This is a genomic window from Mycobacteriales bacterium (genome assembly GCA_035504215.1).
Taxonomy (GTDB): Bacteria; Actinomycetota; Actinomycetes; order JAFAQI01; family JAFAQI01; genus DATAUK01.
Window position 1 is genome coordinate 81334 of the sequence record DATJSI010000036.1, and the last position, 26005, is coordinate 107338.

21 protein-coding genes and 2 tRNA genes are annotated in these 26005 nt (G+C 67.8%); 13 read left to right on the forward strand and 10 right to left on the reverse strand.

Going from position 1 to position 26005, the window contains the following annotated elements:
* Positions 1-10 precede the first annotated feature (10 nt).
* Both VME70_04025 and VME70_04030 read left to right on the forward strand, forming a co-directional pair.
* Positions 11-3085 carry a DUF3427 domain-containing protein gene (locus tag VME70_04025; protein HTW19366.1) on the forward strand — a complete coding sequence of 1025 codons (3075 nt, stop codon included), beginning with the start codon at positions 11-13 and terminating at the stop codon, positions 3083-3085.
* A 252-nt stretch (positions 3086-3337) separates the two neighbouring features.
* Complete coding sequence (locus VME70_04030) at positions 3338-3919, forward strand: DUF4190 domain-containing protein (GenBank protein HTW19367.1); 582 nt, start codon at positions 3338-3340, stop codon at positions 3917-3919.
* 369 nt (positions 3920-4288) lie between these two features.
* On the opposite strand, the gene VME70_04035 is transcribed toward VME70_04030, so the two are convergent.
* Both VME70_04035 and VME70_04040 read right to left on the reverse strand, forming a co-directional pair.
* Entirely contained in the window at positions 4289-4540 is a 252-nt protein-coding gene (locus VME70_04035; GenBank protein HTW19368.1) for a hypothetical protein, read from the reverse strand.
* A 776-nt stretch (positions 4541-5316) separates the two neighbouring features.
* Entirely contained in the window at positions 5317-6141 is an 825-nt protein-coding gene (locus tag VME70_04040; GenBank protein ID HTW19369.1) for a nuclease-related domain-containing protein, read from the reverse strand.
* Positions 6142-6339: 198 nt separating this feature from the next.
* On the opposite strand from VME70_04040, the gene VME70_04045 reads away from it, so the two are divergent.
* The gene (locus VME70_04045) at positions 6340-6813 is read left to right on the forward strand and encodes a DIP1984 family protein (GenBank protein HTW19370.1); all 474 of its coding nucleotides are present in this window, start codon (positions 6340-6342) and stop codon (positions 6811-6813) included.
* Between the two features lie 368 nt (positions 6814-7181).
* Here VME70_04045 and VME70_04050 read toward each other — a convergent pair whose 3' ends face one another.
* Positions 7182-7835 (reverse strand): hemerythrin domain-containing protein, encoded by a 654-nt coding sequence (locus VME70_04050; GenBank protein HTW19371.1) that lies wholly within the window; start codon positions 7833-7835, stop codon positions 7182-7184.
* A 275-nt stretch (positions 7836-8110) separates the two neighbouring features.
* On the opposite strand from VME70_04050, the gene VME70_04055 reads away from it, so the two are divergent.
* On the forward strand, positions 8111-10678 hold the full coding sequence (locus tag VME70_04055) for an FG-GAP-like repeat-containing protein (GenBank protein ID HTW19372.1): 2568 nt from the start codon (positions 8111-8113) through the stop codon (positions 10676-10678).
* Positions 10675-12288: an IPT/TIG domain-containing protein gene (locus tag VME70_04060; protein ID HTW19373.1), complete on the forward strand. Its 1614-nt coding sequence runs from the start codon at positions 10675-10677 to the stop codon at positions 12286-12288. Before VME70_04055 ends, VME70_04060 begins: the two co-directional genes overlap by 4 nt.
* Before the next feature lie 54 nt (positions 12289-12342).
* On the opposite strand, the gene VME70_04065 is transcribed toward VME70_04060, so the two are convergent.
* On the reverse strand, positions 12343-13326 hold the full coding sequence (locus VME70_04065; protein HTW19374.1) for a helix-turn-helix domain-containing protein: 984 nt from the start codon (positions 13324-13326) through the stop codon (positions 12343-12345).
* Between the two features lie 52 nt (positions 13327-13378).
* Between VME70_04065 and VME70_04070 the strand changes: the two genes are divergently transcribed.
* Together VME70_04070 and VME70_04075 are read left to right on the forward strand one after the other, a co-directional pair.
* Entirely contained in the window at positions 13379-13873 is a 495-nt protein-coding gene (locus VME70_04070; protein ID HTW19375.1) for a hypothetical protein, read from the forward strand.
* A gap of 62 nt (positions 13874-13935) precedes the next feature.
* Positions 13936-15126 (forward strand): hypothetical protein, encoded by a 1191-nt coding sequence (locus VME70_04075; GenBank protein ID HTW19376.1) that lies wholly within the window; start codon positions 13936-13938, stop codon positions 15124-15126.
* Between the two features lie 100 nt (positions 15127-15226).
* On the opposite strand, the gene VME70_04080 is transcribed toward VME70_04075, so the two are convergent.
* Together VME70_04080 and VME70_04085 are read right to left on the reverse strand one after the other, a co-directional pair.
* Positions 15227-17215, reverse strand: coding sequence for a hypothetical protein (locus VME70_04080; protein HTW19377.1), 1989 nt, complete (start codon positions 17213-17215; stop codon positions 15227-15229).
* Between the two features lie 175 nt (positions 17216-17390).
* Entirely contained in the window at positions 17391-18125 is a 735-nt protein-coding gene (locus VME70_04085) for an FCD domain-containing protein (protein ID HTW19378.1), read from the reverse strand.
* Between the two features lie 106 nt (positions 18126-18231).
* On the opposite strand from VME70_04085, the gene VME70_04090 reads away from it, so the two are divergent.
* A complete protein-coding gene (locus tag VME70_04090) occupies positions 18232-18429 on the forward strand; it encodes a ferredoxin (GenBank protein HTW19379.1) in 198 nt (65 codons plus the stop codon).
* Positions 18430-18586: 157 nt separating this feature from the next.
* Here VME70_04090 and VME70_04095 read toward each other — a convergent pair whose 3' ends face one another.
* Positions 18587-20227, reverse strand: a complete 1641-nt coding sequence (locus VME70_04095; GenBank protein HTW19380.1) for a glycosyltransferase family 39 protein — start codon at positions 20225-20227, stop codon at positions 18587-18589.
* A 209-nt stretch (positions 20228-20436) separates the two neighbouring features.
* Between VME70_04095 and VME70_04100 the strand changes: the two genes are divergently transcribed.
* Complete coding sequence (locus VME70_04100; GenBank protein ID HTW19381.1) at positions 20437-21057, forward strand: class I SAM-dependent methyltransferase; 621 nt, start codon at positions 20437-20439, stop codon at positions 21055-21057.
* 301 nt (positions 21058-21358) lie between these two features.
* Here the strand turns inward: VME70_04100 and VME70_04105 are convergent, their stop codons facing one another.
* On the reverse strand, positions 21359-22294 hold the full coding sequence (locus VME70_04105) for a hypothetical protein (GenBank protein HTW19382.1): 936 nt from the start codon (positions 22292-22294) through the stop codon (positions 21359-21361).
* A gap of 61 nt (positions 22295-22355) precedes the next feature.
* On the opposite strand from VME70_04105, the gene VME70_04110 reads away from it, so the two are divergent.
* Positions 22356-22532, forward strand: coding sequence for a hypothetical protein (locus VME70_04110; GenBank protein ID HTW19383.1), 177 nt, complete (start codon positions 22356-22358; stop codon positions 22530-22532).
* A gap of 201 nt (positions 22533-22733) precedes the next feature.
* Positions 22734-23111, forward strand: a complete 378-nt coding sequence (locus tag VME70_04115; GenBank protein HTW19384.1) for a VOC family protein — start codon at positions 22734-22736, stop codon at positions 23109-23111.
* Positions 23112-23142: 31 nt separating this feature from the next.
* Here VME70_04115 and VME70_04120 read toward each other — a convergent pair.
* Positions 23143-23216: transfer RNA gene (locus VME70_04120), tRNA-Asp, on the reverse strand.
* An 11-nt stretch (positions 23217-23227) separates the two neighbouring features.
* A tRNA-Glu gene (locus tag VME70_04125) sits at positions 23228-23300 on the reverse strand.
* Positions 23301-23424: 124 nt separating this feature from the next.
* Between VME70_04125 and VME70_04130 the strand changes: the two genes are divergently transcribed.
* Both VME70_04130 and VME70_04135 read left to right on the forward strand, forming a co-directional pair.
* Positions 23425-24174 carry a crotonase/enoyl-CoA hydratase family protein gene (locus VME70_04130; GenBank protein HTW19385.1) on the forward strand — a complete coding sequence of 250 codons (750 nt, stop codon included), beginning with the start codon at positions 23425-23427 and terminating at the stop codon, positions 24172-24174.
* 81 nt (positions 24175-24255) lie between these two features.
* The gene (locus tag VME70_04135) at positions 24256-25926 is read left to right on the forward strand and encodes a hypothetical protein (protein ID HTW19386.1); all 1671 of its coding nucleotides are present in this window, start codon (positions 24256-24258) and stop codon (positions 25924-25926) included.
* The last annotated feature ends 79 nt before the right edge of the window (positions 25927-26005 follow it).

The window sequence follows — 26005 nt, forward strand, 5'->3', positions numbered from 1 at the left end:
GCTGGCTGCCGTGTCAGGGCTCGAGCCAGGCGTTTACGAGACGCTCATCACTGGACGGCTCAAGCGACTCCTATCCGACCTGGATCCGATGCTCGCTGCCGTCGTCGGTGATCTTCGCTCCTCAGACGCTGCCGACCGGCTCGCGCGGCACGTCGCGGGCCTCATACGAGACGCCATCGACGCGCTGGCCGAGGAAGAGCGAGTGGCGGCCGCTACCGAGCTCGTGAGCGACGTCCTCGTTCGTCTCGCTGAGCGATCGGAGGGTGAGTTTGGGGGACCGCTGGATCAGCTCGTTGGGAAGGGTGAGGTTCTCGGTGAAGTTGCTCGCCTGAAACCTGATGGCTCAGCAACCCACCTGGAGCGACCTCTTACACCGTTGCTTGACACAACCATCCTGACCAACTCGCACGGCGAGCCGCAGGTCGCTCGTGAGTTGGTTGCAGAGTGCAGGTCGGCGAACCGAATCGATGCACTTGTTGCGTTCGTCCGTTGGAGCGGTATCCGAACAATGCTCGATGCCCTTCGGGAGGCTCTGGAGCAGGGTCGGCGCGTGCGGCTGCTGACAACGACGTACACCAACTCAACCGAGCCTCGCGCCTTGGACGCGCTCACGGCGCTTGGCGCGGAGGTGAAGGTCTCTTACGACACATCGTTGACGCGGCTGCACGCGAAGGCGTGGTTATTTCATCGCGCGAGCGGCTATTCAACCGCGTACATCGGCTCCTCCAACCTGACCTTCGCCGCGCAACAGACAGGTCTCGAGTGGAACGTGCGGGTTTCCGGCGCCCGGAATCCGGACGTTGTGGAGAAGATGACGGCTGTCTTCGATAGCTACTGGCAGAACGGGGACTTTGTCCCGTACGACCGGGACGAGTTTCTAGGACGTACGAGGCTCGAAAAGCAGGGTGCACTCCCGCTTCCGGGTGTCGAGCTGGTTCTCCGACCGTTCCAAGAGCAGCTGCTCGAGCAACTTGAGCTCGCCCGATCCCGCGGGCACCACCGAAACCTCGTGGTTGCAGCGACCGGTACTGGAAAGACGGTTATGGCGGCAGTGGACTACGCGCGGCTACGCCGCAGAATGCCGAGGGCACGGCTGCTGTTCGTTGCCCATCGCGATGAGATCCTCGGGCAAAGCCGCGCGACCTTCGCGCTCGCGCTACGCGATGCAAGTTTCGGCGAGCGTTGGGTCGGTGGCGATCGCCCAGAGCGCTTTGAGCACGTGTTTGCGTCAATCCAGAGCCTTCACGCAGCTGGCCTCGCGCACCTGCCACCCGACCACTTCGATGTGGTGATCGTTGACGAGTTCCACCATGCGGCGGCTCAGTCGTACCAGACGCTGCTTCGACACTTGCAGCCGAAGCAGCTTCTAGGCTTGACCGCGACCCCGGAACGTGCTGACGGTTTGGACGTTCTGAGTTTCTTCGACGGCCGGATCGCCGCCGAGCTGCGGCTCTGGGACGCGATCGATCAACAGCATCTGTGTCCGTTCGACTATTTCGGCGCATTCGATGGTGCGGATCTCAGCCACGTGACATGGCGCAGGGGACAGGGTTATGACGCCTCGGAGCTGTCCAACCTCCTGACAGCCGATGATGTGTGGGCTAACCGAGTGATCGCGCAGGTCGATTCGACCGTGGCAGACCCCAAGCGTATGCGGGCTCTAGGGTTCTGCGTCGGCGTTGGTCATGCGACCTTCATGGCAGATCGGTTCAACGCGGCGGGGATTCCGGCTGTTGCGATCTCCGGACAGTCCTCGACTGAGGAGCGTCGTAAGGCACTGATAGACCTCCGAGATGGCCGTGTAGCGGTGGTCTTCACCGTTGACCTCTTCAACGAAGGCGTCGACCTGCCCACCATTGACACCTTGCTGATGCTTCGGCCGACCGACAGTGCAACGTTGTTCCTCCAGCAGCTCGGTCGCGGTCTGCGCAAGGCGATCGACAAGCCTGTCTGTACTGTCCTCGACTTCGTCTCGCTTCACCACAAGGAGTTTCGCTATGACCGTCGCTACATTGCGCTGGTCGGCGGCTCGCGCCGTTCGCTCGTGCAACAGGTCGAGTCCGGATTCCCGTTCTTGCCCGCGGGTTGTCAGATAACTCTCGATCGGGTTGCGCGCGACGTCGTCCTCAAGAGTATTAGAGAGTCCATCCCGAGCAGATGGCGGGAGAAATGCGAGGAGCTCAGGGCGATAGGCGATGTCAGCCTCTCCCGGTACATCGAGGAGTCCGGGCTCGACCTCGAGGACGTCTACGACAACGGTCACAGCTGGGGCGAAATAAGGCGGGCAGCCGGCTTCGAGCGTGGTGTGAAGACGCCGGAGGAGTTGGCCATGCTGCGTGCGGTGGGACGACTTGCTCATGTCGATGACAACGAACGGATTCGCACGTACCAACGTTTGGCTGCAAGCCCAATACCGCCTGACCTGACCGACCTATCACTGCGGGAGCGCCGCCTCTTTCGCATGCTGCTGGCTTCAGTCACGACGCTGCCAAAGTCCTCGCCGATCGCGGCAGGTGCTGCGCAACTGTGGGCCAATCCCGTCGTGCGGAGCGAACTCGGCGAGCTGCTTTCCGTCCTGGAAGACCGGATCACACATGTCACCACGGCTCTCGAGCCCGCCGGAGCAGTGCCGTTGCAGGTGCACGCGCGCTACACCCGGGTCGAGGTTCTCTCGGCGCTCGGCTACGGCGACGGACTCAAGCCTATGACCTGGCAGACCGGCGTGCTCTGGGATGAAGACAACAGGACAGACCTGTTTGCCTTCACGTTGGACAAGAGCAGTGGTGGCTTCTCGCCATCCACGCGCTATAGGGACTACGCGATTAGCCGGGATCTCATTCATTGGGAGAGCCAGTCGACGACATCGGAAGCAGGGGAGGTGGGCCAGCGCTACATACATCACCGCGCCCGGGGCACTCGCATCCTCCTGTTCGCCCGACTGAACTCGAACGAACGCGCCTTCTGGTGCCTTGGACCCGCGACATACGTTAGTCACCAAGGCGAGCGGCCGATCTCGTTCACCTGGCGCCTTGAACACGCCCTCCCCGCGGACCTCTATATGGCCTTCGCTGCCGCCGTTGCGTGATGTCGCGTGCCGAGGCACGCAACCCCTGCCACCCCCTGTGCCGGAGCTCGTGTCGAGTCCCACCGATGACCTGCAGCTGCTCTCGCTCATGAAGGAGATCCGCAAGACCTTCGCGTCTTAGGCGAATCAGTGCGCAGCCGGCTGCTCGACGGCGGGGCCAAATGCGGCGGCATCACGCCGTGCCCCAGGGGATGTCAAGACCGACCGCAGAGTTGCCGATTCACATGGTGCGTGCGGAAAGGAAACAGCCAGATGACCACGTCCATCGGCGGTCCGGGACCCGAAGCACCATCACGAACCCCGAACCCGCGAGATGAGCAACCAGGCCGAGGTACGCCGGCCGGTCGTCGGACCCGCGCGCAGAAGAGGCGATGGGCTGAGTGGAATCGCAAGCTCCAGTCACCGCCGCCGTCGGCACCAGCGCATGCGACCCGCGCGCCCAACGCCACTTGGCAGGCCCCTCCCGCGTGGTACCCGGATCCGTGCGACCCTCGCCAGTTGAGATGGTGGGACGGCGTTCAATGGACCGAGGCGGTTCAGTGGTCCATGCACGTCGCGGCTCCCCCACAGGTCGCAGTTGACGACGTGGCGGGCGTGGGCGTGTTCGGGGTCAACGGGTTTGCGGTGGCGTCGTTCGTATTGTCGCTGCTGTGGCTGTTCTGGATCGGTTCTCTTCTTGGTACGGTCTTTGGCTTCGTGGCCCTCAGTCAGTTCCGGAACGCCGGAGACAAGAAACGCGGGCGGGGCCTGGCTATCGCGGGCACGGTGCTCGGCGTTGTGGGATTGCTCATCTTCGTCGCGGCGCTCGTCGGCGGTGCTCGGCGCGGAAGCTAGCCAAGGTTCGGTGCGGCAACACTCCGAGCCCTAGGCCGAGCCGCGACCGTTGGTTGGATCGGAGCACTGGCGGCACCGATACCTTCTGAGTCGCTGCCCATCTCCTCACGGGTCGGCGCGGCTCAACACCAGGCTCGCGCAAGCCGATGACCAGAGGGCGGTCTGAAGGAGCGGGTGCCCCTATCAGGTTCCGCCGCTGCGTTGGGTCGACCGATAGGAGAAGCACTGTTGGCGCTTGCAGCGATTTCGAGCCGCCGCCGGAGATCTGCACTCGCGTCAGACGCGAGAGCAGGTCGCTATTCACGTTGGCGCTACCGCCGAGAGACGCGGTCATACCTTCGCGAGTACTGGCCGTCTCTTGCTCGGGCGTCATGGCCGCCTTTCCTTGCGGTGGGAGCAGCGGCCGCTGTCGCTCGTGACCCGCTCGTTCGCGGCCTTCTCGTTGGCGCGGGTGTCACAGCCACGGCGTCCGCAATCATGATGTGGATCGTCCTCGACTCTGGCGTCGGGCCTCGCTACATGGGGGAGGTTGCCGAGCAGCGAACGGCCGCTGAGCTGCGGCGCATAAAGGGCGCACGTCTCGTCAACCACTTTGGTCTCGATGGTGGTGATGTTGACCATTTGCTCGTCGGAGCCGCCGGAGTCTTCGTCGTCGAAACGAAATGGTCAGCGAGCGATTGGAAACGTGGTCGCATCGATGTACGGCGCCTTGAGACGGCCAGGGTCGAAGCAGTGGGCGTCGCCAAGAAGCTCGCGCTGTGGGAGCCGTACAAACGGCTTGGGTTGCCCGCGCCACACGCCGTCGTTGCACTGTGGGGCCCTGGAGCGGAGGAACTGACCGCTCAACTTGGTACGTCCGATGTCGTTGCCGGGTCGCAGCTCCGATCTCGACTAGAGGGTTTCGGCATGCTCGTCCGAACGCTGACGCCTGATCAGATTGATGCGGTCTGGCGGGTGCTCAGCGATCACCTCGTGGGCCGTGACCGTGAAGAGCGAGCGGCGCGGCCAATGCCCCCCTCGATCGCAGGTCTGGGAGCGCGCGTGCTCGTCGGCACCCTGGCTGGGTTAGTCGGGTTCCTAGGTGCTGCAGGAGGTACGAGCCTTCCCCTTCCGCTTTGGGCGTGGGCAATCGCAGTGTGCGCCACGGCGTGCGCCGCGGCGCCCGTGCGTCACTGGGCGCGCTTGCGCATCGCAGTCTCAGGTTTGTGGGCCGGCCTTGCCGTCGCCCTGAGTCTGGCTGCAGTCTCAGCTGGCGGCCAGCTTCTGCGTTAGGCGGTCACGACAACCGGAGCCCGTGGCTTGCGGACGTCTGCAGGACGACCGATGTCACGCTAAGGCGAGGCGACCACAGATCGCCGAACGCGCTACATAGTTGCGCTGCGCGACCGTCTGCCGGGCTAGTCGCACCGACAGGCCCTGGTCCACGTCGTGCAGCGCCGTGCTGCGTCGAAGAGTACGGCGACCTCCTTCGGGTTGAGCGTCGCTGGCCGTCGTCTGAAATCGGTGGGCACGTTCAGGCTGCCCATGACGAGAACGTCCGGTGGTCGTTGCTTGACGTGCATCTCGCCGTACGCAAAAACCAGTGCCGGTGTCACCGGCACCGGGAGACCTGTGACAGCGAAGAGCAGTTTCTCCGCACGCTCGGCCTCACGCCGCGACTTGTAGAGGTAGTCCGTCGGGTGGCCGTCGATCCGGATTGAGCGCGACGCAACCCAGATCCGGTGCCCGGGATGGTTCTTCGTATTGACCGTGATCACGCCGCCGGGACCGATCAGGACGTGGTCGATGTCGCAGCTGTTCGAGCCGACCGGAATCGAGTGCAGGACATGCCACCCACCGGGCCGCAGTCGTTCTAGCCGCGTGCCAACGGTCTCCTCGCCTCTGGCCCCCACCCGCCAGTTTCGCTCCACCGTCTTCTGGTCGGTCACACGCGCTACGAAGGTGGCGACCTTCGAGCGGTTCAGCGCCGCCTCCTCCAGCAGAGCACGCTCCCGCGCTCCCACGCCGGGACGGTTCAGTGCGAGGTCGTGCCAGGCCGGAGGCGCGGTGTCGGCGAACCAGCCACGGATGGCTGCGTCGAACGCCGCTTCGTTCGCCGGGTTGTTGACCCTGCGCGTGTTGGTCTGGAGATCAACCCAACCGATCTGGCTGCCGTCCGGCCCGTTCACATAGAGCCGATCCTTGCCGTACCTCTTCCACGGGTTCACCTGGTATCCGGACATACGTCCATGTCGGGCACTGAATCGCTCTGCTATAGCCGAACCGGTCGATACCACCCAGATGCCGTAGCGAGGCTCATGGCAGCCCGCGCCGGAAGGTGGCAGGCCGCCGAGCCGTGAAAGCGCGGAAATTGGCGTGCGTGCCGACGAGCGCGTTGCCATACTCCGGCGGCTGATTTTCTTTGAAGGGAGGTGACAGCCATGAAGCTGGCAGAGGCACTCGCGCTGCGGTCCGACGCGGTCAAGCGCGTCGAGCAGCTGCGTGCGCGGGTGCAGACGAACGCCCGCTACCAGGAGGGTGAGGAGCCGACCGAGGACGCCAACGCGCTGCTCGCGGAGGCCGGCCGGGTGCTCGACCAACTCGAGGACCTGATCCGCCGGGTCAACCGCACCAACGCGACCGCGACGGTCGAGGACGGCATGACGCTCACCGACGCGCTCGCGCGTCGCGACGTGCTCCGGCTGCGGCACGCGTTCTGGAGCCGCGCCGCCGACGCGGCGTCCGGGCGCGAGTCGAGCTCCGGCGGGTTCCGGCAGCTTCGTTCCGAGCTGCGCACGCTTCCGGCGCTCCCGGTCCGCGAGCTGCGTACGGCGGTCGACGAGCTGGCTCGCGAGCACCGCGAGCTCGACGTCAAGATCCAGCGGGCCAACTGGCAGGCGGATCTCGTCGACTGAGTGAAGGCAACCGCATGAGTCGGTAGCCGTCGATCGAGAAGTGAACACCGAACCGCTCTTGCGCCGGCGGTTAACTCACGGCGCAACCTGGCGCGCGATGGGCAGCGCAATCGGTTCAACTCCGGACCCACAGGGCAGCCCAGTACGGCGTACCGGGGACAGGGCAAGGCGCACGACGCACTACCTGGTGTTGGTCTCGATCGACGGTGAGGGTGGGTCAGGGGACTGCGGTTGCTCCACTCGAGAGACGTACAACCCCCACGCATGGCCCATACGTGGTGCCATAGCCCCACCGATGGGCCATGCGTGGGGCCACAGCACCACCGATGGGCCATGCGTGCGACGCGGCTAGGGGCCGATCGGCTGGGTTACGCCACGCGGGTGTCGAGGCCGCGCCAGGTCGGGGCGATCGTACGGCGATAGTTGCGGCCGCCGATCCGGACGATCATCGCCAGCACCGGCGGCGGGATCGTCTCGCGCAGCCCGCGGGCATCGGCATCGCTCGCGCCGTCGAGCAGCCAGGCGAAGAAGGTGCCCGTGTTGCCGCGATGCGCCCGGCGCACGGCCTTCTGCGCGTTCTTCATCTGCGACGAGTCTTCGTGCTCCGCGGCGAACGGGTCGAGGTCGGCCTCCTCGTGGTCGAGGTGGCTGGTCAGTACGGCGGCAAGCTCACCGACCGAGATGCGCGCGCCGCCCGCCGAGTCGGCGGAGGGAAAGGTCCGGTAGGACTGCATCGCGGCAGTTGCCTTGTCCAGCGCGGTCAGCATCTGCGCATGCTCGCTCTCGAGCTCGCCGGCAAGCGTCGTATCGACACCGAGCGACCGGACCGCCGGCCAGAAGATGTTCTCCTCGTCCTCGTGGTGGTCGTGCAGCTGCTTGGCGAAGTTGTCCCACGCGACCGACAGCTGGTCGGCCCGCTGCGGGTTGGCCGCGCCCGGATCCGCCAGCGCAACGTCGAAGCGCCGCAGGTCACGGCGGAATGCGTCGTGAATGATCGAGTTCATCGATTTGTGCTCTGTCATCGTCTGGCCTCCAGCGGCGTCATCACTCGAACGTATGCACCCACGCCCAAGCGCCCTCATCCACCCTGCCCCGGGTCGAAGGTCATTAACGCGGGGGCCAGAGCGCCGAAGGGCCGATCGATTCGCGCGAATTGGTGATGCTTTCCGCGCCAGCGGCCGCAGAGTCGGCTAGGTGGCGCTTCGACCCGAGCCAGGAAAGCGGATTCTGTGAATTCGCTGAATACCGAATGTGCTGCCGCTAGGCTGCGCGCGCCGGGGGCGCTCGGGAGGCGCGCATGACCGATCCGTCGCTCACGTTGTCGCATCCACTCCGCCGATTCGGCCGGCGGTCACCACTCGTCGTCGCGATCATCGCGGCCGTCGCCGTACTCATGGCGCAGGCGCAGGGCGAGGCAATCACAAAGACGGCCGCGTCCGCTAAGACTCCGACCTACTCGCAAGCGCTTGTTCTGAACAAGGACGCTAACGGCTCGAGTACGACGGTCGCGAGCAAGGATCTCAACGGTGACGGGCGGCCCGACATCGTCAGCGGCGACAGCGCAGGCAAGGTCGAGGTAGAGCTCAACCTGGGCAACGGCAGGTTCGGCAACTCGAGGACGTACTCCGTCGACGGTAACGTCACGACGCTGGTCGTCGCCGACGTGAACGGCGACGGCCATCCCGACATCGTCACTGCCGACGACTCCTCGGGAAACGTCGCCGTACTGCTGAACAAGGGCAACGGCACCTTCGACGCACCGGTCTTCTACTCCACCGGTGGCAAGCCGTGGGGGCTCGCTGTCGGCGATGTGACCGGCGACGGGCGCCCGGACATCGTGACCTCCGACCAGACCACGGAGCAGATCTCGGTGCTCGCCGGCAAGGGCAACGGCACGTTCGGTACGGCGAAGACCTACAGCAACGGGCTGACGAGCGACTACCCGGCGCCGCAGGGTCTGGCGCTCGGTGACTTCCAGGGCAACGGCCGGCTCGATGTCGTCGTCGCCGACGGCGGCACCGGATCGGCCGGTGGGACGTACGTCACCTACCTGGCGAACAACGGGCACGGCGCCTTCCCGACGGCCGACACGATGGAGGTCGGCGACACCTATCAGGATCCGGCCGCGATCGTCACCGGCGACTTCAATGGCGATGGCCACCTCGACTACGCTGTCGATCTCGAAGGTGGCTGCTTCGGCGTCGGGGACGGCGACGTCCTGATCTACCTCGGCAACGGGCATGGAACGTTCACCGGAGGCAAGGGGATCGGGACCGACTGCAACTACGGCACCGTTGTGACCGACGTCAACGGCGACGGCATCCCGGACCTGGTGACGGCGGTCGGCAACTTCTTCGCCGGCGGCAGCTACGTCGAGGTCAACATCGGCAAGGGCGACGGCACCTTCTATCCGGGGGTGATCACGCCGGTCGACTCTCTGGCGTCACCCAACGGCATCGCATTGGCGGCCCTGACCGGGCACGGTGGGCACGACGTCGTCATCCCGGCGCAGAACGGCGACATCTCGGCCGTCTTCGACGAGCACTCCGGCGGTCCCGACCTGCTGCTCGGAACGGTGCGGCAGAGCAACACCGCGGTCGCGGGCGCGCCGGTGCAGGTCTGCCATGCGACGTCGGGGGCCCAGCCCTCAGCCTGTCGCGACGCCGGCCAGTCCTCGCAGGCGGGCGACTTCGCGGAAACCGTGTCGCGCGGTGACACGTACGGCGTGACCGCCTTCCCGCCGTCCGACTCGGACGGCCTGGCGCCTCGCACCGTCGGCCCGATCAAGATCGACCAGCACGTCACGGTCACCGCGGCGGACTTCACCGCGACTCTGCCACCGAGCGGCAGCATGTTGACCACGGCCGCCGGCAACGTCGAGCAGAACGAGGTGCCGACGATCAACTGGGGCGAGCCGAGCACCTACTCGACGACCGGTTGCAGCGGTGGGTTCGGCGATCTCCTGGTCGGTGCGACCAACACCGCAACCGGACAGCCCGAGACCGAGGCGTTCCCGATGCCGGAGGACCCCTCCGGGTCGGGCACGTACGTCTCGCACATCCCCGCGCTAGCGCCGTTGCACGGCGACGGTGGAGTGCAGCAGTTCGTGACCTGCCCCGAGGCAACCCACCTCGCGCCCGATGGCGGCTCGCCCACCGGCGGCACGTACGTTCTCGTGACCGGCAGCGGGTTCAGCGGTGCCACTGCCGTGCATTTCGGCAGCACCCGGGCGACGTCGTACACCGTGCTGGGTGACGACTTGATCGATGCGGTCGCGCCGGCGGGAACCGGCTCCGTGACCGTGACAGTGACCAAGTCCGGCGGCGGGACGGAGACCGTCGGCAGCTACGGGTACGTCGGTGTCAGCTCGCTCGACATGACGTCGGGCCCGGCGGCCGGCGGCACCTCCGTCACCATTCACGGGTCTGGCTTCACGCACGTGGGCGGCGTGATCTTCGGCGTCGTGCCAGCGGCATCGTTCAGCGTCGTCAACTCCACCGAGATCCAGGCGACCTCGCCGGAAGGTGTCGGCACTGTGCAGGTGCAGGTCGTCAACAACGAGTCGGTCACCGCGCCGAGCAACAACAGTGCGTTCCGCTTCTCGGAGGTCCGGCCGGGACGTCGGGCATCGTCGAAGGAACCGGTGCCGACGGCCTCCGGCAGTACGTCGAGGCCGTCGACGCGGTCGGCGCATCGGGCGCCTCGACGTCCTCGGATGTCACACCCGCTGCTCGCGGCCACATGCGATCCGCCGACGACGGGGACGACAGCGGTGGCGGGTTGGACTGCTCGCAGTCGCTGCAAGCCGAGCAGGAGACGGGTATTGCATTTGGGCAGATGTGCGGCTACGTCAACCAAGCCGTGAGCAGTTACGGCCCGATGGGTGACATCCAGACGCAGGTGGTCACCGGCTCCATCATCGGCGGGGCGGGGACGCTCGCGCTGGCCGGCCTCGCCGTGCCCGGGATCGACGCCGTGGTCGCGGCGTTGATCGTTGCCGCCTTCATCTACGGCTTCCTCACCGACTGGACGTTCAAGATCGACCCGAGCGGCACTGTGGTCGACACCGCCGGCAACCCGATCGCCGGTGCGACCGCAACGTTACAGAGCTACGACCGCAGCAGCGGGCACTATGCGAAGACACCCGCGAGCGCGGACTACATCGACCCCGCGACCAACCCGGAGCAAACGACATCGGCCGGCGGGTTCGACTGGGATGCGATCGCGGGGACCTATCGCATCACCGCGAGCGCAAGTGGCTGCCACGCGCCGGGTCACGGCGGGCAGAAGAGCGTGGCTACCACGCCGTTCACCCTGCCGCCCCCGGCGGTCGGCTTGCTGCTCACGCTTCAGTGCGCGCACGCCGAGGTGCCGAAGCCGACCGTGACTGCGCTCTCGCCTTCGTCTGCGCTAGGTACCGGCGGTTACGTGATCCAGATCGACGGCACCGGGTTGACTCACGTCACCGCCGTCCACTTCGGCAAGGCCAAGGCGAGCGGGATCCACGTGTTGTCGCCGTACGCGATCGACGTTACTGCGCCGGCCGGCAGCGGCTCGACCCACGTCACCGTCACCTCGTCCGGTGGCACCAGCAGCAAGACCTCGGCCTCGAAGTTCGACTGGCTGAAGGCGCCGAAGGACTCGCGGCGTCCGAAGGTCACCCACATCGGCCCGGCGCACGGTCCGATCACCGGCGGTACGACGATCACCGTCCGCGGCTCGCACTTCGAGAGCACGGCAACCGTCGCGGTCGGTGGACTGCCCGCGACCGATGTGCGGGTGAAGGGCCCATCGAGGCTCACGGCTCTCGTCCCGGCAGCCTCTGCGGCCGGCCGCGCGAGCGTGACCGTCACGACAGCGCATGGGACGTCGACCCCGATGTCGCGGTCGCGCTATGAGTACACCAAGCCGGCGCTTGCCGGGGTCCTGTCGAGAGTCCGGCATCTGAGCGTCGTACCGTCTCTTACCGGCAAAGGCGTGGCACATGTGAAGGTGCACTGGAGCTTGCCCAAGCGTGCGAGCAGAGCGCTGGTGTGCCTCACCCCGGGCCGCTCGGCGGCGGCGCAGAGCTGCACGACTCGCGTGCGGGCGGGCCACTCCGCGACGCTCGTGGACAGGCACCTCGGTCAACCTGTGACGGTCACGGTCTATGCGCGCGACTCCCTGGGTGACTTGTCGGTCCCGGCCGTCATCAGGCTGGATGCGACGACGATCGGGATCTCGGCGCGCGGCGCGGGATCGCGCGACGAGATCACCGCGTTCGTCAAGGACACGACCACGCATCATCGGGTCGGGAGCGGCCGGATCCAGCTGTGGCGCCGGGTCGGTTCGCATGGCTGGCAACGCGTCGCGACGGCCCACCTTCGCAACGGCAGGGCGACGGTGTCCGTGGCCGCGCAGGCGGTATACCAGTGGCGGTATCCCGGGCAGCGCGATCGGCTCCAGCCTGCGCTGTCGCACCCCCACCGTGGCTGAGCCGCTTGGCCAGCCGGGGACGGCCAGTCGGGCAGCACGTCAGACGGTCGGCGCTTAGGCGGCGAAGGTGCGGCGGTAGGCGTGCGGCGAGGTGTGCAGCACGCGGGAGAAGTGCTTGCGCAGGTTGACCGCGCTGACGAAGCCGCTGCGCTCGGCGACCGAGTCGACGGTCAGGTCGGTGGTCTCGAGCAGCCGTTGCGCGAAGTGCAGCCGGCGGCGCAGCAGCCACTGGTACGGCGTCACGCCCACCGTCGCGGTGAACCGCCGGATGAACGTGCGCCGGCTCATCGCCGACCGCCGAGCCAGGTCGTCGATCGTCACCTGCTGGTCGAGGTTCGCCTCCATCCAGGCCAGGGTCTGCTGGAACGGATCGTCGAGGTGCGGGCGCGGCATCGGCGCTTCGATGTACTGCGCCTGCCCGCCTTCTCGATGCGGAGGTACGACGAGGTCGCGCGCGATGTGGCTCGCAACCTCGGCGCCGAAGTCCTGCCGGACCACGGACAGGCACAGGTCGATGCCGGCCGCGCTGCCGGCGGAGGTGAGGATGTCGCCGTCGTCGGTGTAGAGGACCTTCGGGTCGACGTCGAGGCGCGGGAAGGACCGCTTCAGCTGCTCGCACTCGGCCCAGTGCGTGGTCACCCGACGACCGTCGAGCAGTCCGGCCTCGGCGAGGGTGAACGCGGCGCTGCACAGCGACACCAGCCGCACGCCGCGCTCGTGCGCCCGGCGTAACGCGCGCAGCACGGCTTCCGGTGCTTCCCGAACCGGCTCGGTCGGGAGGACCACGATCGTGTCGGCGCGTTCGAGGGCGCGCAACCCGTTCGGCACATGCAGCACGAGCCCGGCGTCGGTCGTCACCGGCCCGCGCTGCGCGGCGCAGACGACCGCGTCGTACCACGTCGGCCCGCGATGGTCCTCGCAGCGATGGCCGAACACCGCGTGCGCGATGCCGAACTCGAACGTCGAGAGGTCGTCGAAGACCAGGATCGCCAGGGTTCTCGGGGGCGCCGCAACGACGTTGGCATCTTTCGAGCGCATAGTGACAATATTGCCACTCGTTTCGGTACGCCGCAAGGCGCATCGTGGCCTTATGACGGCGACATGGGTGCTCTACATCTCGGCAGCCGGGCTCACCGAACGACCGGTGCGTCCCTGGCATCGCGGGCTGGTCCGGCTGCGTGGCGACAACCTCGACCGGCGGATCGCCGCGGGCGAGTCGACCGACAGCGGTCGGCTGATCGCCGCGCGCGCTCGCGAGCTCATGAGCGACGGTTATCGCGCCGAGCTCGCCACCTTCTGGGAGGACGTCCTGCTGCGCGCAGATCGTCAGCTGCCGCCGAGGCGGCACGAGGTCGCGGTGTCGCGGTCGCAGGTGCACGCCGCCGAACGCGAGGTCGATGAGCTGGTCGAGCTGCTGCGCTCCCGGCGTCCGGTGTCCGCGCGCGGCATAGCGATGGCGTCGCTCCTGCTGAGCGACGGCGCCGGCCCGGTGTTCCGGCGTACCGCGCCGCGCCTGTCCGGCGTGCTTCGCGCGGTCATCGACGTGACCGGCTTCGCCAGCGTGCGGGGCAGCTTCGCCGCCTGAGCCTTTGCCAGCCGCGTGGCGAGGTGCGAGGCTGCTGGCGAGCGTCGTACGGGGGAGGCGATATGCGGATCCACGCGCGCTGGGCGTGTCTCGCGGCTTCCGGCCTGGTGGCGTTCGGCTTGCTGAGTGTGTCGAACGCCGGCGTTGCCGCCACTCGGCATCCCGCCTCGCCGGCGGCGACCGCTTCGGCCGCGCCGCTCAAACACTCGCAGATCTTCTCGGTCAGCGTGGTGCCGCACTCGACGTCCGCGTGGGCGCTCGCCGCGCACCCGGTGTCGATCAGCAAGGCCTATTTCTATGCGCTGCACCGCGTCGGCGGCGGTCATTGGTCGGTGCACGCCCTGCCGCGGCCGAAGAAGCTGAACCTCGAGCAGGTCTACGCACCGTCCGCGCACTCGATCTGGATCGACGGCACCCTCGGCAGCGGCCGCAAGGCCGCGCCATACCTCTTGCACTCCACCGGCGGCGCCTTCCATCGAGTCGCGATCCCCGGTCTCCCGCACGGCATCCTCAACGCGATCGGTGGCTCGTCGACGCACGACATCTGGGCCGGCGGCGCGACGACCGTGAACGAGCCGACGCCGATCTCGCTGCACTACAACGGCAAGAAGTGGTCGGTCGTGCCGTTCGCCGGCGAGCCGTCCGACAGCGGACTGGTCGCGGTGGCGTCTTCGGGCGCGCACAACGCGTGGGCGATCTCGGAGAGCGGCTACTCGATCGACGACCTGTCGCCGTCGACGTACCACTGGAACGGTACGTCGTGGACCGAGATGGCGATCCCGAACCCGGACGCGGCTTTGGGTGCGATCGCGACGACGGGTACGTCGCACGCGTGGGCGGTCGGTTCGAACGTGCTCACCAGCGGCCGGCTCGTGACCTACCTGCTGTCGTGGAACGGCCACGCCTGGGTGCACGCGCACACCGCGTCGCCGAGCAAGACCAACAACGTGCTGCAGGATGTCGCGGCCGCGGGCAAGCGGGTGTGGGCCGTCGGCTACCGCGACCAGGGTGCGGCGTTCGAGAACCCGATCGTCGAGCGGCTGGTCGGCGCGAAGTGGAAGGTCGTCGCTGCACCGCACATCGGCCGGAAGACCTACCTCAGTGCGGTCGGCGTCTCGTCCAAGGCGGTCGTCGGCGTCGGCTACTACTACCCGGGCAGTCGCAAGTTCATCATCGGCGGCTCCGACAGCCCGGCGCCGCTGGTCGAAGGACCGCACGGCTCGCACTGGGCGATCGAGTCCGCCCCGCATTGAGCCGCCCGCCCTTTCGTGATCTTGACGTTGGAGGCGCACAAATCGCGTTTGTGCGCCTCCAACGTCAAGATCACCGAAGGCGCTGCCTTGCGCCGAGCGCTCAGACGCAGTAGTGCTTCGGTCGCTTGTAGACGGTCAGCGTGCCGCCGGTCGCCTGCTTCATCGCGTACGTCACCGTCCAGAGCCGGGCGCCTCGGGCGCTGAGTACGGCGGCCTCGCCGTGCGGGGTCGACGCTGCGTTGCGCCAGCCGCCGCCCGCGATCTCCTCGACGGGCGGGGCGGTCTGCGCGATCAGCGCGATGTCGCTGCACGAGTGCCCGGTGAGCCGGGCACCGGCGGACCACGCCGACGCCGTACCCGACAAGGTGTGCACGAGCCGCGAGTAGTAGCGCTTGCCCGTGCTTCCGTGGAAGGCGACAAGCCGGGTCTTGCCCTTGTCGGCGTGGGTCTGCAGCAGGTCGACGAGCTTGCCCTTGCGCAGGCTGCCGTCGGCCGGAGAGTCGAACACGACGCTGTGGAATGCGCCGGTCCGGCCGCTGATGATCCCGTCTTTGACGTGTACGACCCGCTTCGCCGCCGGCGAGCCGGCGATCAGCGAGTACTCCGGCTCGTTGTCGATGGTCACGTGTACGTCGGCGGTGCCGTCACCGTTCACGTCGCCAATCGCGCCGATCGTCGCGTGAGTGAAGTAGGCGGCGGTGCCGGGGTTGTCGATGGTGGCGGTGACGTGCCTGGCGTAGAGCACCTTGTTCGCCGCCGAGATCGTGGAGTAGTGCCAGGTCTCGGAGTATTTCGATGCCGAGGACGAGGTCGACATCGTCGCGAGCATCACGGCGGGAGTCTTGTGCGATCCCACTTTGCCGATCGTCATCATGTCGTCGGCCTCGCGCTGCCAGAGCAGGTGCCCCATCGATGCTCCCGAGAGCACGGTGTACTCGAAGCGCGGGTGGAGCGGGCCGGCGTAGGACGCCAGTACGACGTCGGGGACGTGCGGGTGGCTGTAGTCCGGAATCGTGCTGACCTCGGTGGTGGAGTCCGGAGAGATCGTCGTGTTCCACAGCTGGACCCCGGTCGGGCTCGCGCCGCTCAGCGCCTGCACGTCGCTGCCCTCGCTGTCGACGACCACGTCCTCGAAGCCGTCTCGATTGAGGTCCGGCACGACCGTCTCGGTCGGGAAGCTGTTGTCGACTGCGAACGACCCCGCGAAGCTTTGCACCGACCCGTCGACGCCTGACATCAACTCGCCCTGGGTCTGGTCTTCGGGGCTGACCAGTGTGGTGAGCAACGGCACGAGGAAGTCGATGGCCTTGTGATGCGAGTCGCGGAACGGCTGCACGTTGAAGGCGACCCCGCTCTCGGAGAAGGTGTTCGTGTCGTAGATGCCGTCGAACGATTGGGTCCACAGCACCGATCCGCTCTTGCCGGACAGCGCGGTGACTTGGAGGTCGTCGTCGAAATCGTCGGTATAGACCGGGTCCGGAGTCGAGGTCCACTGCTCGACCAGCACGCCGTCGAGCCCCTTGGCGCCGAGCGGTTCGACGAGGACGTCGACGCCGTCGACGTAGGAGCCCGTGAAGGTGGCGTGCCAGTACGCGTGACCGGTACTGCCCGCCCTGGCGGTGATCCCGACCGTGCCCTCGGCTGCGCCGGGCGCGGTGTCACGGATGTCGAGCACGGCGACCTGCTTGCGCCCGCCGAGATGACCGGCCGGCAGCAGATGGTCGATCTGCTGAACTTCGGAGCTGTTCGCTCTCGGGGCGAGCAACGTCGCCGGGGCATGAGCGGCCTCCGCGCTGGCTGCGCTGGCCGCGCTCGCGGCCCGCACCCAACCGAGCCCTGACGTCGCAGCGGCGAGGCGGGCAGTGGCGAGGCGGGCAGCGGTGGTGCGGTCGGCGACGCCCGGTCGGTCGGCGCCGGCAGCGGCGGCCGGCGCGCCGACGACGCCGAACCCGACGAGCGCAAGGCTCGTGGCCGCGGCGATCGACCGGCGTACCGACCATGGCGCGACTGACCGCCGTACCCCTGGTTCGCTGATCTTGACGTTGGAGGCGCACAAACGCGATTTGTGCGCCTCCAACGTCAAGATCACGGATGGAAGGTGACGGTGTGGCCGCGACATTGGGTACCCCCGCTCCGGTCGCGCGGTGTCCCCGGGATGCGTCGACCTAACCCGAGATAATGCCGCAATCCCTCGTCGGCGCAACCCGTCGAGCCCGAGATCACGCGCGACCGAGACCTGCCGCTCGGGCGCGGGGTACGGCGGGCTAGCGGCCGATCAGATGGTCACGGACCGCGTCGAGGTGGCGGCTCATCCGGGATACCGCGGTGTCGGCGTCGCCGGCGAGGACGGCCTCTGCGATCCGCTCGTGTGCCCGGTGTGCTTCCTGCTCCTTCTGTTTCGACGTCCTCTCGCGCGGCTCCTGCTCGCCGAGGACCCGGTTGATCATCTGGACGAAGACGCCCATCGCCGGGTTGCCGGTCAGCCTCGCGAGCAGCAGGTGAAAGTCGGGAAACACCAGCTGGCCGCTACCGTGCTGGCGCGTGCCGCGGCGGCCGACCTGCTTGTGTTCGTCGTCGAGAGAGGCGCGCACCTGCTCCGCGCCCGCCGGCGTGATGCGCTCCGCGGCGAGCCGCACGCAGGTCAGGTCCAGTGCGTTGCGGGCCTCGGCGACCTGGCCGGGGCTGATCTTCTGGAACCGCAGGTGCAGGGACACCGCGCGTACCCCAGCCTCGATGTCCGGCTCCGTGATCATCAGCCCGCCGCGGGGCCCGCGCCGCATCGCGGCGACGCCGTGATGATCGACCAGCCGCATCGCTTCACGGAACACGGCGCGGCTCACGCCGTACCTCGCCATCAGCTCGGCCTCGGAGCCGACCACGGTCCCGACCGGCCAGTCGCCGGAGATGATCTCGTCCTCGATGTGCTGGGCGAGGATCTCGCCCAGCTTGCGCTCGCCGCCGCTCTTGCGCACGGGAGGCTCGTGGCGGCCGGCCGGCATGGGGAGCAATGTAGTAGTCGTTCCGGCCTTAGTGCGTCGTCTCGACCCTTCTGCCGCTATCGCGTCGCAGGAGTACTGTCGGCCCTGTACCGAGAGGTTGATGGCGATGCGAGCGCTCGTTGACACCAGGATCTGCCAGGGTCACAACTTGTGCGCCGCCGCCGCTCCCGAGGTCTTCGCGCCGGATGAGGACGACGGCCACGCGATCGTCACGCTCGATCTGATCCCGGCCGAGTTCGAGGAGTCGGTGCGCAAGGCGGCGGCGAACTGCCCGGAGTCCGCGATCGAGGTCCTCGACGACTGAGGCTCCTCCGTACGCATGGCCCATAAGGGGTGCTATCGCACCACCCATGGGCCATGCGTGGGGCCGGAGCACCACCCATGGGCCATGCGTGGGGCCGGAGCACCACTGATGGGCCATGCGTGGCGCCGGAGCACCACCGATGGGCCATGCGTTCCAGTCAGTCGTAGTGGCGGAGGCTCGGCCACATCTGACCCCACGGATGGCGCGGGCCGGTGCACAGGTAGACGTGCCCGCCCCACTCCTGGTTGTGGATCCCGTACGGGTTACGCAACGTCGCGACCACGCGCACGCTGGTGAAGTAGTGCCGCAGGAACCCGCCGTACCCGGTCGTGTCCACCGGTCCCGGTGCCACCGCCAGCACCGTGGTCGCGTTCGGGTTGCCCGGCCCCCACCACCATTCGTTGTTGTGCCCGCTCATCGCGGTCGGCAGCCCGTCGCCGCGGCCGAGTTCGTTGATCGCGCCGGCCTCGCCGTACTCCGCGGTGAAGATCACCGCGTTCGCCCGCGTCGCCGGCGGGAGCGCGTCCCACTGGGTCTTGACGGTCTGCACGAGCTGCGGCCAGCCGAGTGACTCGCCCGGCACCTGGTTGATGCCGTAGGTCCAGCCGATGTCGCTCGGCGGCAGCACCGGCAGCGTGAGCGGGAGCGAGCCGAGCGCCGTGATGGCCGCGAGCCAGTAGAACCTCCGTAGCCGCCGCGGGTGCTCGTCGAAGGACTTGTCGACCGCGACCGCGCCGGCCGCGATCAGGTAGATGTACGCACCCGCGAGGTAGTAGATCTTGCCGCCGGTCGTGACGGCGAAGAAGACGAACAGCAAGCCGTAGGCCCACGCGAGCGACCGCCAGAGCGGCCGGCCGGACTTCCAGAGCCAGCGCAACCCCTTGACCCAGACCCAGATGAACGCGAACGTCGTCATGAGCAGCTGGCCGAAGATCCAGTTGCCGATGTTGCCGGCGCCGCCGTTCTCCTGGTTGAGCCGCCGCGTCATCGCGATGGTCGCCCAGTTGTGCCCCGCCTGCCAGACCAGGTCCGGTACGGCGAAGACCCCCGCGATCAGCGCGCCGGCGAGGAACCACCAGTTGAGGACCTGCTTGCGCCCACCGCTGAGCAGCGCGCCTACCAGCATCGCGATCGCCAGGAAGACGACACTGTGCTTGTTGGTCAGCCCGAGCCCGAGCACGACACCGCCGAGCAGCCACCAGCGCGGATTGCCGGTGCGGCCGACACGCAGCACCACCAGCGCGAGGCCGGACCACGCGAGCAGGTCGAACGCCGTCGGCCCCTCGAGATGGTCGACCGCGAGCAGCACGGGCGTCGTCGCGGCACCGATCGCGGTGAGCAGCTGGGCGCGCCGGCCGCCGCCGAGCTCGCGCGCGGTGAGCCCCGCGACGGTGATCGTTGCGAACGCCGCCAGCGCCGGCCAGAGTCGCAAGCCGGGCAGCGAGACGCCGAACAGGTCGATGGTGAGCCGGGCGAGCAGCGGCGTGAAGATCGGCTGGTCGACGTACCCGCCCTGCAGGTGCCGCCCGGAGTCGAGGAAGTACAGCTCGTCGCGATGCCAGCCGTACCACGGCGACAGGATCATCAGTACGGCGAAGACGATCGCCGCGACAATGAGGATGCGGCGGTCGAACGCCGGAAGCTCGGCGAGGTCGGCGCTGCACTCGTCGGCGCTGCCCTTGTCGGTATCGGTCCGCTCGGCGGGCGGCTCCGAGCCAACCGGCGGCTCACCGGCACCCGGCGACGCCGCGCCCGTGGAGCGGCGACGCAGCCGTCGTACGCCGAGTCCGCCCGTCATCGTCAGCCCTCCGCGCGCGTCTGCGGTCGCTCCGGCAGGATCAACCAACCACACCGGATCGGGGTCGGGCAGCCGGTGGCGAGTAACGACATGGCCTCAGATCCGCCGGAGCCGGCCAATCCAGCGCCGACCAGACGCGGGGTATTCGGGTCCGATCGAGGCGGCCGAGCGGCTGTCACGATCCGCGCCCGCGTTCTAACGTCGGGGCCATGACCGAATCAGCACACGACTGGGACCAGTCGTACGAGCGGCAGGGCCACGCGCCGTGGGACATCGGCCGCCCGCAGGCCGCGTTCGTGGCGCTCGCCGACGCCGGCCGGCTCCGTGGCGAGGTGCTCGACGCGGGATGCGGGACCGGCGAGCACGCGCTGCTCGTGGCGAGTCGCGGCGGTCGGGCGACCGGGGTCGACGTGTCGCAGGCGGCGATCCGCTTTGCCCGGCAGAAGGCGGTCGACCGCGCGCTGGATGCGACGTTCGAGGCCGGCGACATCCTGACCATGACCCTGCCGGGTGACGGGTTCGACACCGTGATTGACAGCGGGCTGTTCCACGTCTTCGACGACGAGCAACGTGCGCAGTACGTGGAGGTCCTCGCCGGCGCGGTCCGCCCGGGCGGCAGCGCCTTCGTCATCTGCTTCAGTGACCGGCAGCCGGGCGACTGGGGCCCGCGGCGGGTCACCAGGGACGAGCTCGAGGCCGCGTTCGCGGACGGTTGGGCGATCGAGCAGATCGAGCCTGCGCTGTTCGACATCAACCCGGTCTTCGAGATCGATCCGGCCGGTGGCCTCACGACCGCGTCGGCATGGCTGGCCGAGGTCCGGCGTACCTGACGCTCGCCGCCGACGGGTTCGGCATTCGCCCCATTTGAGGCGTGGTCGGCGACTTAGGATCGCGTCGTGCCGGACGGGAGGGGGCCAGCGCGTACGTTTCAGCACACAACTGTGCCGGTACGCCGTACTCGAACCGGACTTGGCCCGCGCCGTCGGCACGAACGTCCGAGCGTTGTGTGCTGAAACGAACGCGCTTCGCCCGCGCCTCCGCGAACCTTTCAGCAGTACGCCGGTCTCGCCCGGCATGACCCGATCGTGGCGCAGTACACCTAGCTCATTGCATGCGGTCGGTCGCGGAGCGTCAGCTCACGGTTTGCACGTGCCAGCCATGCCCGCTCGTCGCGATCACATAGGGATGGCTGACATACGTCACGCGGTTGTACGTGTCGCCAACAACGGTCGCCTTCTTAGCCGAGGCTGCGGAGACGGAAAACAACTCGTACTTTGCTTTGGGGGTGAACTGGATCTTCCAGGGGCCGCCGGTGCTGTGGAGGACGACGCTGTGAGTGCCTTTGCCGCCGACGAGCCAACCACTGCTACCCGAGGTCGAGATCGCGTCAAACCTCGACGGCTTGCTGTGCTTCGCGAACGCAACCTTTGACCAGGTGGTGCCATTGAACTTCAGGAGTGACGAGCCGCCCACCGCATAAATTGTCTTCCCCGGGCCTTGAGCAATCTTGAATGGATCGGTGTTCGTGGGCGCGGTCGAGACGACTGTCCATTCCGTGCCGGTCCACTTGAGTAGCTCGGCAGAGTCGTCGAGTGCCCACGTCCCGTTGGCCTTGGTCGAGATGACGCTGATCAGCGGACCGGTCGGTGTGTTGACCTGACTCCACTTCTTCCCGTTCCAATGAAGAGCGACGGAGTTTAGGTCGGTCAATGTCGAGAAGATCGCGCCAACGGCCCACGCGTTGTTCGGCCCGCTCGCGGCGATGGACGTCACACCGTCGGCCCCGTTGCCGAGGTTGGGGGTGCTCATCTCGACGAAGCGGTGGCCATTCCATCGCCAGATTGTGGGGATTTCCTGAATCGAGCCGTGCCCGACTTCGCGCCCGCCGCCAAGCCAGACGGTGCGCGCCGAGCCGGCCCCCAGGGACAGCAGCGTTCCGTACCGGCCATTGAGCTTGGGTGCCTTGACCAGATGCCAGTGGGTGCCCTTTCGCATCGCGATGTGGTAGACCGTGTTCGCCGTGGTGCCGTTGCCGTCTATGGCGAACGCCTCCGTGGAGTGCGGCACAGTCGTTACGGTCAGGAGCTGACCGTGGACCTGCGCCGCGGACGGCGGGCGGACGACGTGGGTGCCCAGTGGGCGAGCTCCCGGCGCCGCGTACCCGCTCTGCGCGAATCCACCTGAGGCGGCTGCGACCGCGACCGCACCGCAGATCGCCGCACCCGCTGCGAGGGATCGGGCCGAGAAGAACGAGCGCTGCATCATGCCTCCTGCCGAGACCCCCGCCGTGATCCTCGACGCCTAGCTGCGCCGGTGTCACGCGAATCACGAAACATAGTTCGAACGACGTCCGGTCGGATAAGGCAAAGAGGGCAAACGGGAACTCCACACTCACGACGATGGACGCTCGGTCCATCTTGGCGCGGCCGGCGTAGAGGCCCCGCTGGGCCCTGCGCCCGCCGTACATTCGGGCTGTTCACCACTCGCGGCCATGGATGGAGCAGGCGTGAAGATCCACCGGCGCATCGTCGTGTTCGACGCGCGCGATGTCGAGGCTGAGAGCACCTTCTGGGCAGGATTGCTGGACGGCGAGGTCTTCCGGGACGAGGGCTGGCACAGCGTCGCCGTTGACGGAAAGTGGGTGATCGGCGTCCAGCACGCACCGAACCACGTGTCGCCGGACTGGCCGAGCGGCGCTCAGCAGCAACAGATGCACCTCGACCTGCACGTTGACGACCTGGAGGCGGCCGGTCGACGCGCGATCCAGCTCGGTGCGCGACAGCTTCAGGTCGCGAAGGCGCCGGCTGACAACCCCGACGGAGACGAGCGGTTCGCCGTGTACGCCAGCCCGGCCGGCCACCCGTTCTGTTTCGGGATCCACTGACCGCGAACTGCGGCCCGGCTCGGATGCTGAGCGGTCCCGACGGGACTTGAACCCGCGACCTCCGCCTTGACAGGGCGGCGAGCACTCCAACTGCTCCACGGGACCTCGAAAGGTCGTGCCCCCAACGGGATTCGAACCCGTGCTACCGCCTTGAAAGGGCGGCGTCCTAGGCCTCTAGACGATGAGGGCAAATCCACGCCTCGGCGTCCGCCGTCGGGGACCGAGCCAGTGTAGGGGACGATGCGGTGATCGTGCTCGGTCGTATCGGCGGCGGGCCGGATCGAGCGCGGTACGGCGATCAACGGGAGGCTCGATGGCGGTCGACGAGGTACGCGTGGAGCGGGTCGGGGCGGCCACCCTGGTCACGATCGACCGCCAGCACCGGCGCAACGCGATCAATGGTCCGACCGCGGACGCGCTCGTTGCGGCGCTGGACGGTTTCGAGGCGGATGACGCATCGCGGGTGCTCGTCCTCACCGGCGCCGGCGGCGCGTTCTGCGCGGGCGCCGACCTCACCGAGCTCGAGTCGCTGACCCCGCGGCTGCTCGCGGGTGAGGGGCCGCTCGGTTTCACCCGCCGGGTCGCGACCAAGCCGACGATCGCCGCGATCGACGGGTGGGCGGTTGCGGGCGGGCTTGAGCTGGCGATCTGGTGCGACCTGAGGGTGGCGTCGCCGGGATCGCAGTTCGGCTGCCTCGAGCGCCGGTTCGGCGTACCGCTGGTAGATGGAGGCACCTGGCGGTTGCCGCGGCTGGTCGGCCTCGGCCGCGCACTCGATCTGATCCTCACCGGGCGGACCGTCGCGGCCGACGAGGCGCTGGCGATCGGGCTGCTGACCGAGATCGCCGACGATCCCTTGGCTCGCGCGCTGGAGCTCGCCGAGCTGCTGGCCGCACACCCGCAGCCGACGATGCTGTCCGACCGCGCGTCGGTCTACGACGGGTACGGCCTCAGCCGCGAGGAGGCGCTCGCCCTTGAAGGCCGGTACGGCGTGGCTGTGCTCGCAGACGCCGAGAACGGAGCGGGAAGGTTCTCCGGCGGCGAAGGCCGCAGCGGCCGCTGAGCACCTGGCCTGCGGTGCCGACGTGGGGGAAATGTCGCATATCAAGCCGTAGAAGTCCCCGGCCAACGTAGGGTGCCCGGCATGGGATCGGATCGGGTGGGGCGGATGACGGCTGCGTCGGCGGCGATGGCGGTTGCGCTCGGGGCGATGGTCGGCTTGGCGCCGGCGCCGGCAGCGGCGGCGGGGTCACCCAAGCCAGTCCCGTATGTGCTGACCACGCGGCTCGCGGTCACGACCGCCGCGCGGATGGTCTACGCCAACGGCAAGCTCTTCGTCACTTCGGGCTCGCTCGGCTCGGACGTCTACGTCTACTCGACGATCGGGAAGCTGCTGCACACAGTGACCGGCGAGCCCGGCGCGCTGGGCATCGTCGCGTCCGCGGATGGAAGTGAGGTGTACGTAGCACAGTCCTCGGGCTCCGCGATCGGAGTGATCGACACCACGACGTACGCGACGAGCACGCTCGCCGAGGGCGCGGCCTGCCCGAACTACGTTGCGTTGGCTAACGGCTGGCTCTACTACGCCTGGGGCTGCCAGTCGACGTACGGCCAGTTCATGGACGGCATCTCGAGCGTCAACCCCGCCACGGATGCAACGCCGACGGCCGACGTCACGGGCGACTACGCACCGTCTCTTATCGCCGGCGGCGGTGACACGCTCGTGGTGAGCGACCAGGGCGAGGAGCCGTCGACGCTGGAGTCCTACACCGCTAGTGACGGAAACGTGTCGGACATGGTCTCTACCCAGCAGCGGCTTGACGGCTACGGGCTGGCCGACATGGCGGTGAGCTCGAACGGGTCGGAGGTGCTGCTGCCGGGAGTGACGCTGAACGGCGTCGCCGAGTACTCCACGGCGACCATGACGCAGACGAAGAAGTTCAGCGCCGCCGCCAACTCGAGCGCGGTTGCATTCTCACCCGATGGCACGCACGTGGCCGGCGGCTACGGCGGTAGCGATCTCGCGTGTCTCTACACGACCTCGAGCAGCACGCCACTGTGGTCGCGGATCGGCGCATCGACCTCGCCGAGCACGTGGTCCTCGGGCTCCAACAACCAGCTCCTGCCGGGCACCTTGACGTTCTCCTCTGACGGCTCGGAGGTCTTCGGGCTGGTGTCACCGACCTCCGGGACGAAGGCGTACCTGTTCTCCAGCACGCTCGATCCCAAGAAGACCAGCCTGCACTTGTCGTTGAAGCGGTTGACGTCGTCACACCAGGTCATCGCGACGGCGCACTTGTCGTCACCGGGAACGGTTGTGTTCAAGCAACGAGTCGCAGGCCACACCTACGACGTGGGTGTCGGGAACACCGGCCCGGGCGGGCAGCTGAGCATCAAGTTCGGTGCGCCGTACTCCGCCCTGGTGGCAGCTGAGTTCGAGGGCTCGCCGTCGCGCTATCCGTCCGACGCACAGAAGTCGTTCACGATGCCGTCCAGGGCGCGCCTCAAGCTGTCCGGCTACTACGCGGTCTCGCACGGCGTACGTCTGTTCCATAGCCGGAAGAAGGTGCGCTTCACCGCGAGCGTGCTGCCGGTAGTGATCAACCGCCCGGTGACGTTCGACCTGCAGTTCCTCCACAACGGCAAATGGCGAGTGGTCGGCACCGCGAGCGATGTTCTCAACAAGCACGGCATGTTCAAGCTGCGGCTGGGTCCGACTGCGACCAACCAGGTACAGCGGGTCAAGCTGATCTTCAAGGGGGACAAGTTCAACCCCGCGTCGCACGCCTACAGCCCACCGCTGGAGATTACGTAGCGCGGGAGCTATCCGGTCGGTGCGTCGTCGCCGCTCTTGTGGACGGCGGCTGCGCGGTGGCCGGTGAAGGGTCATAGAG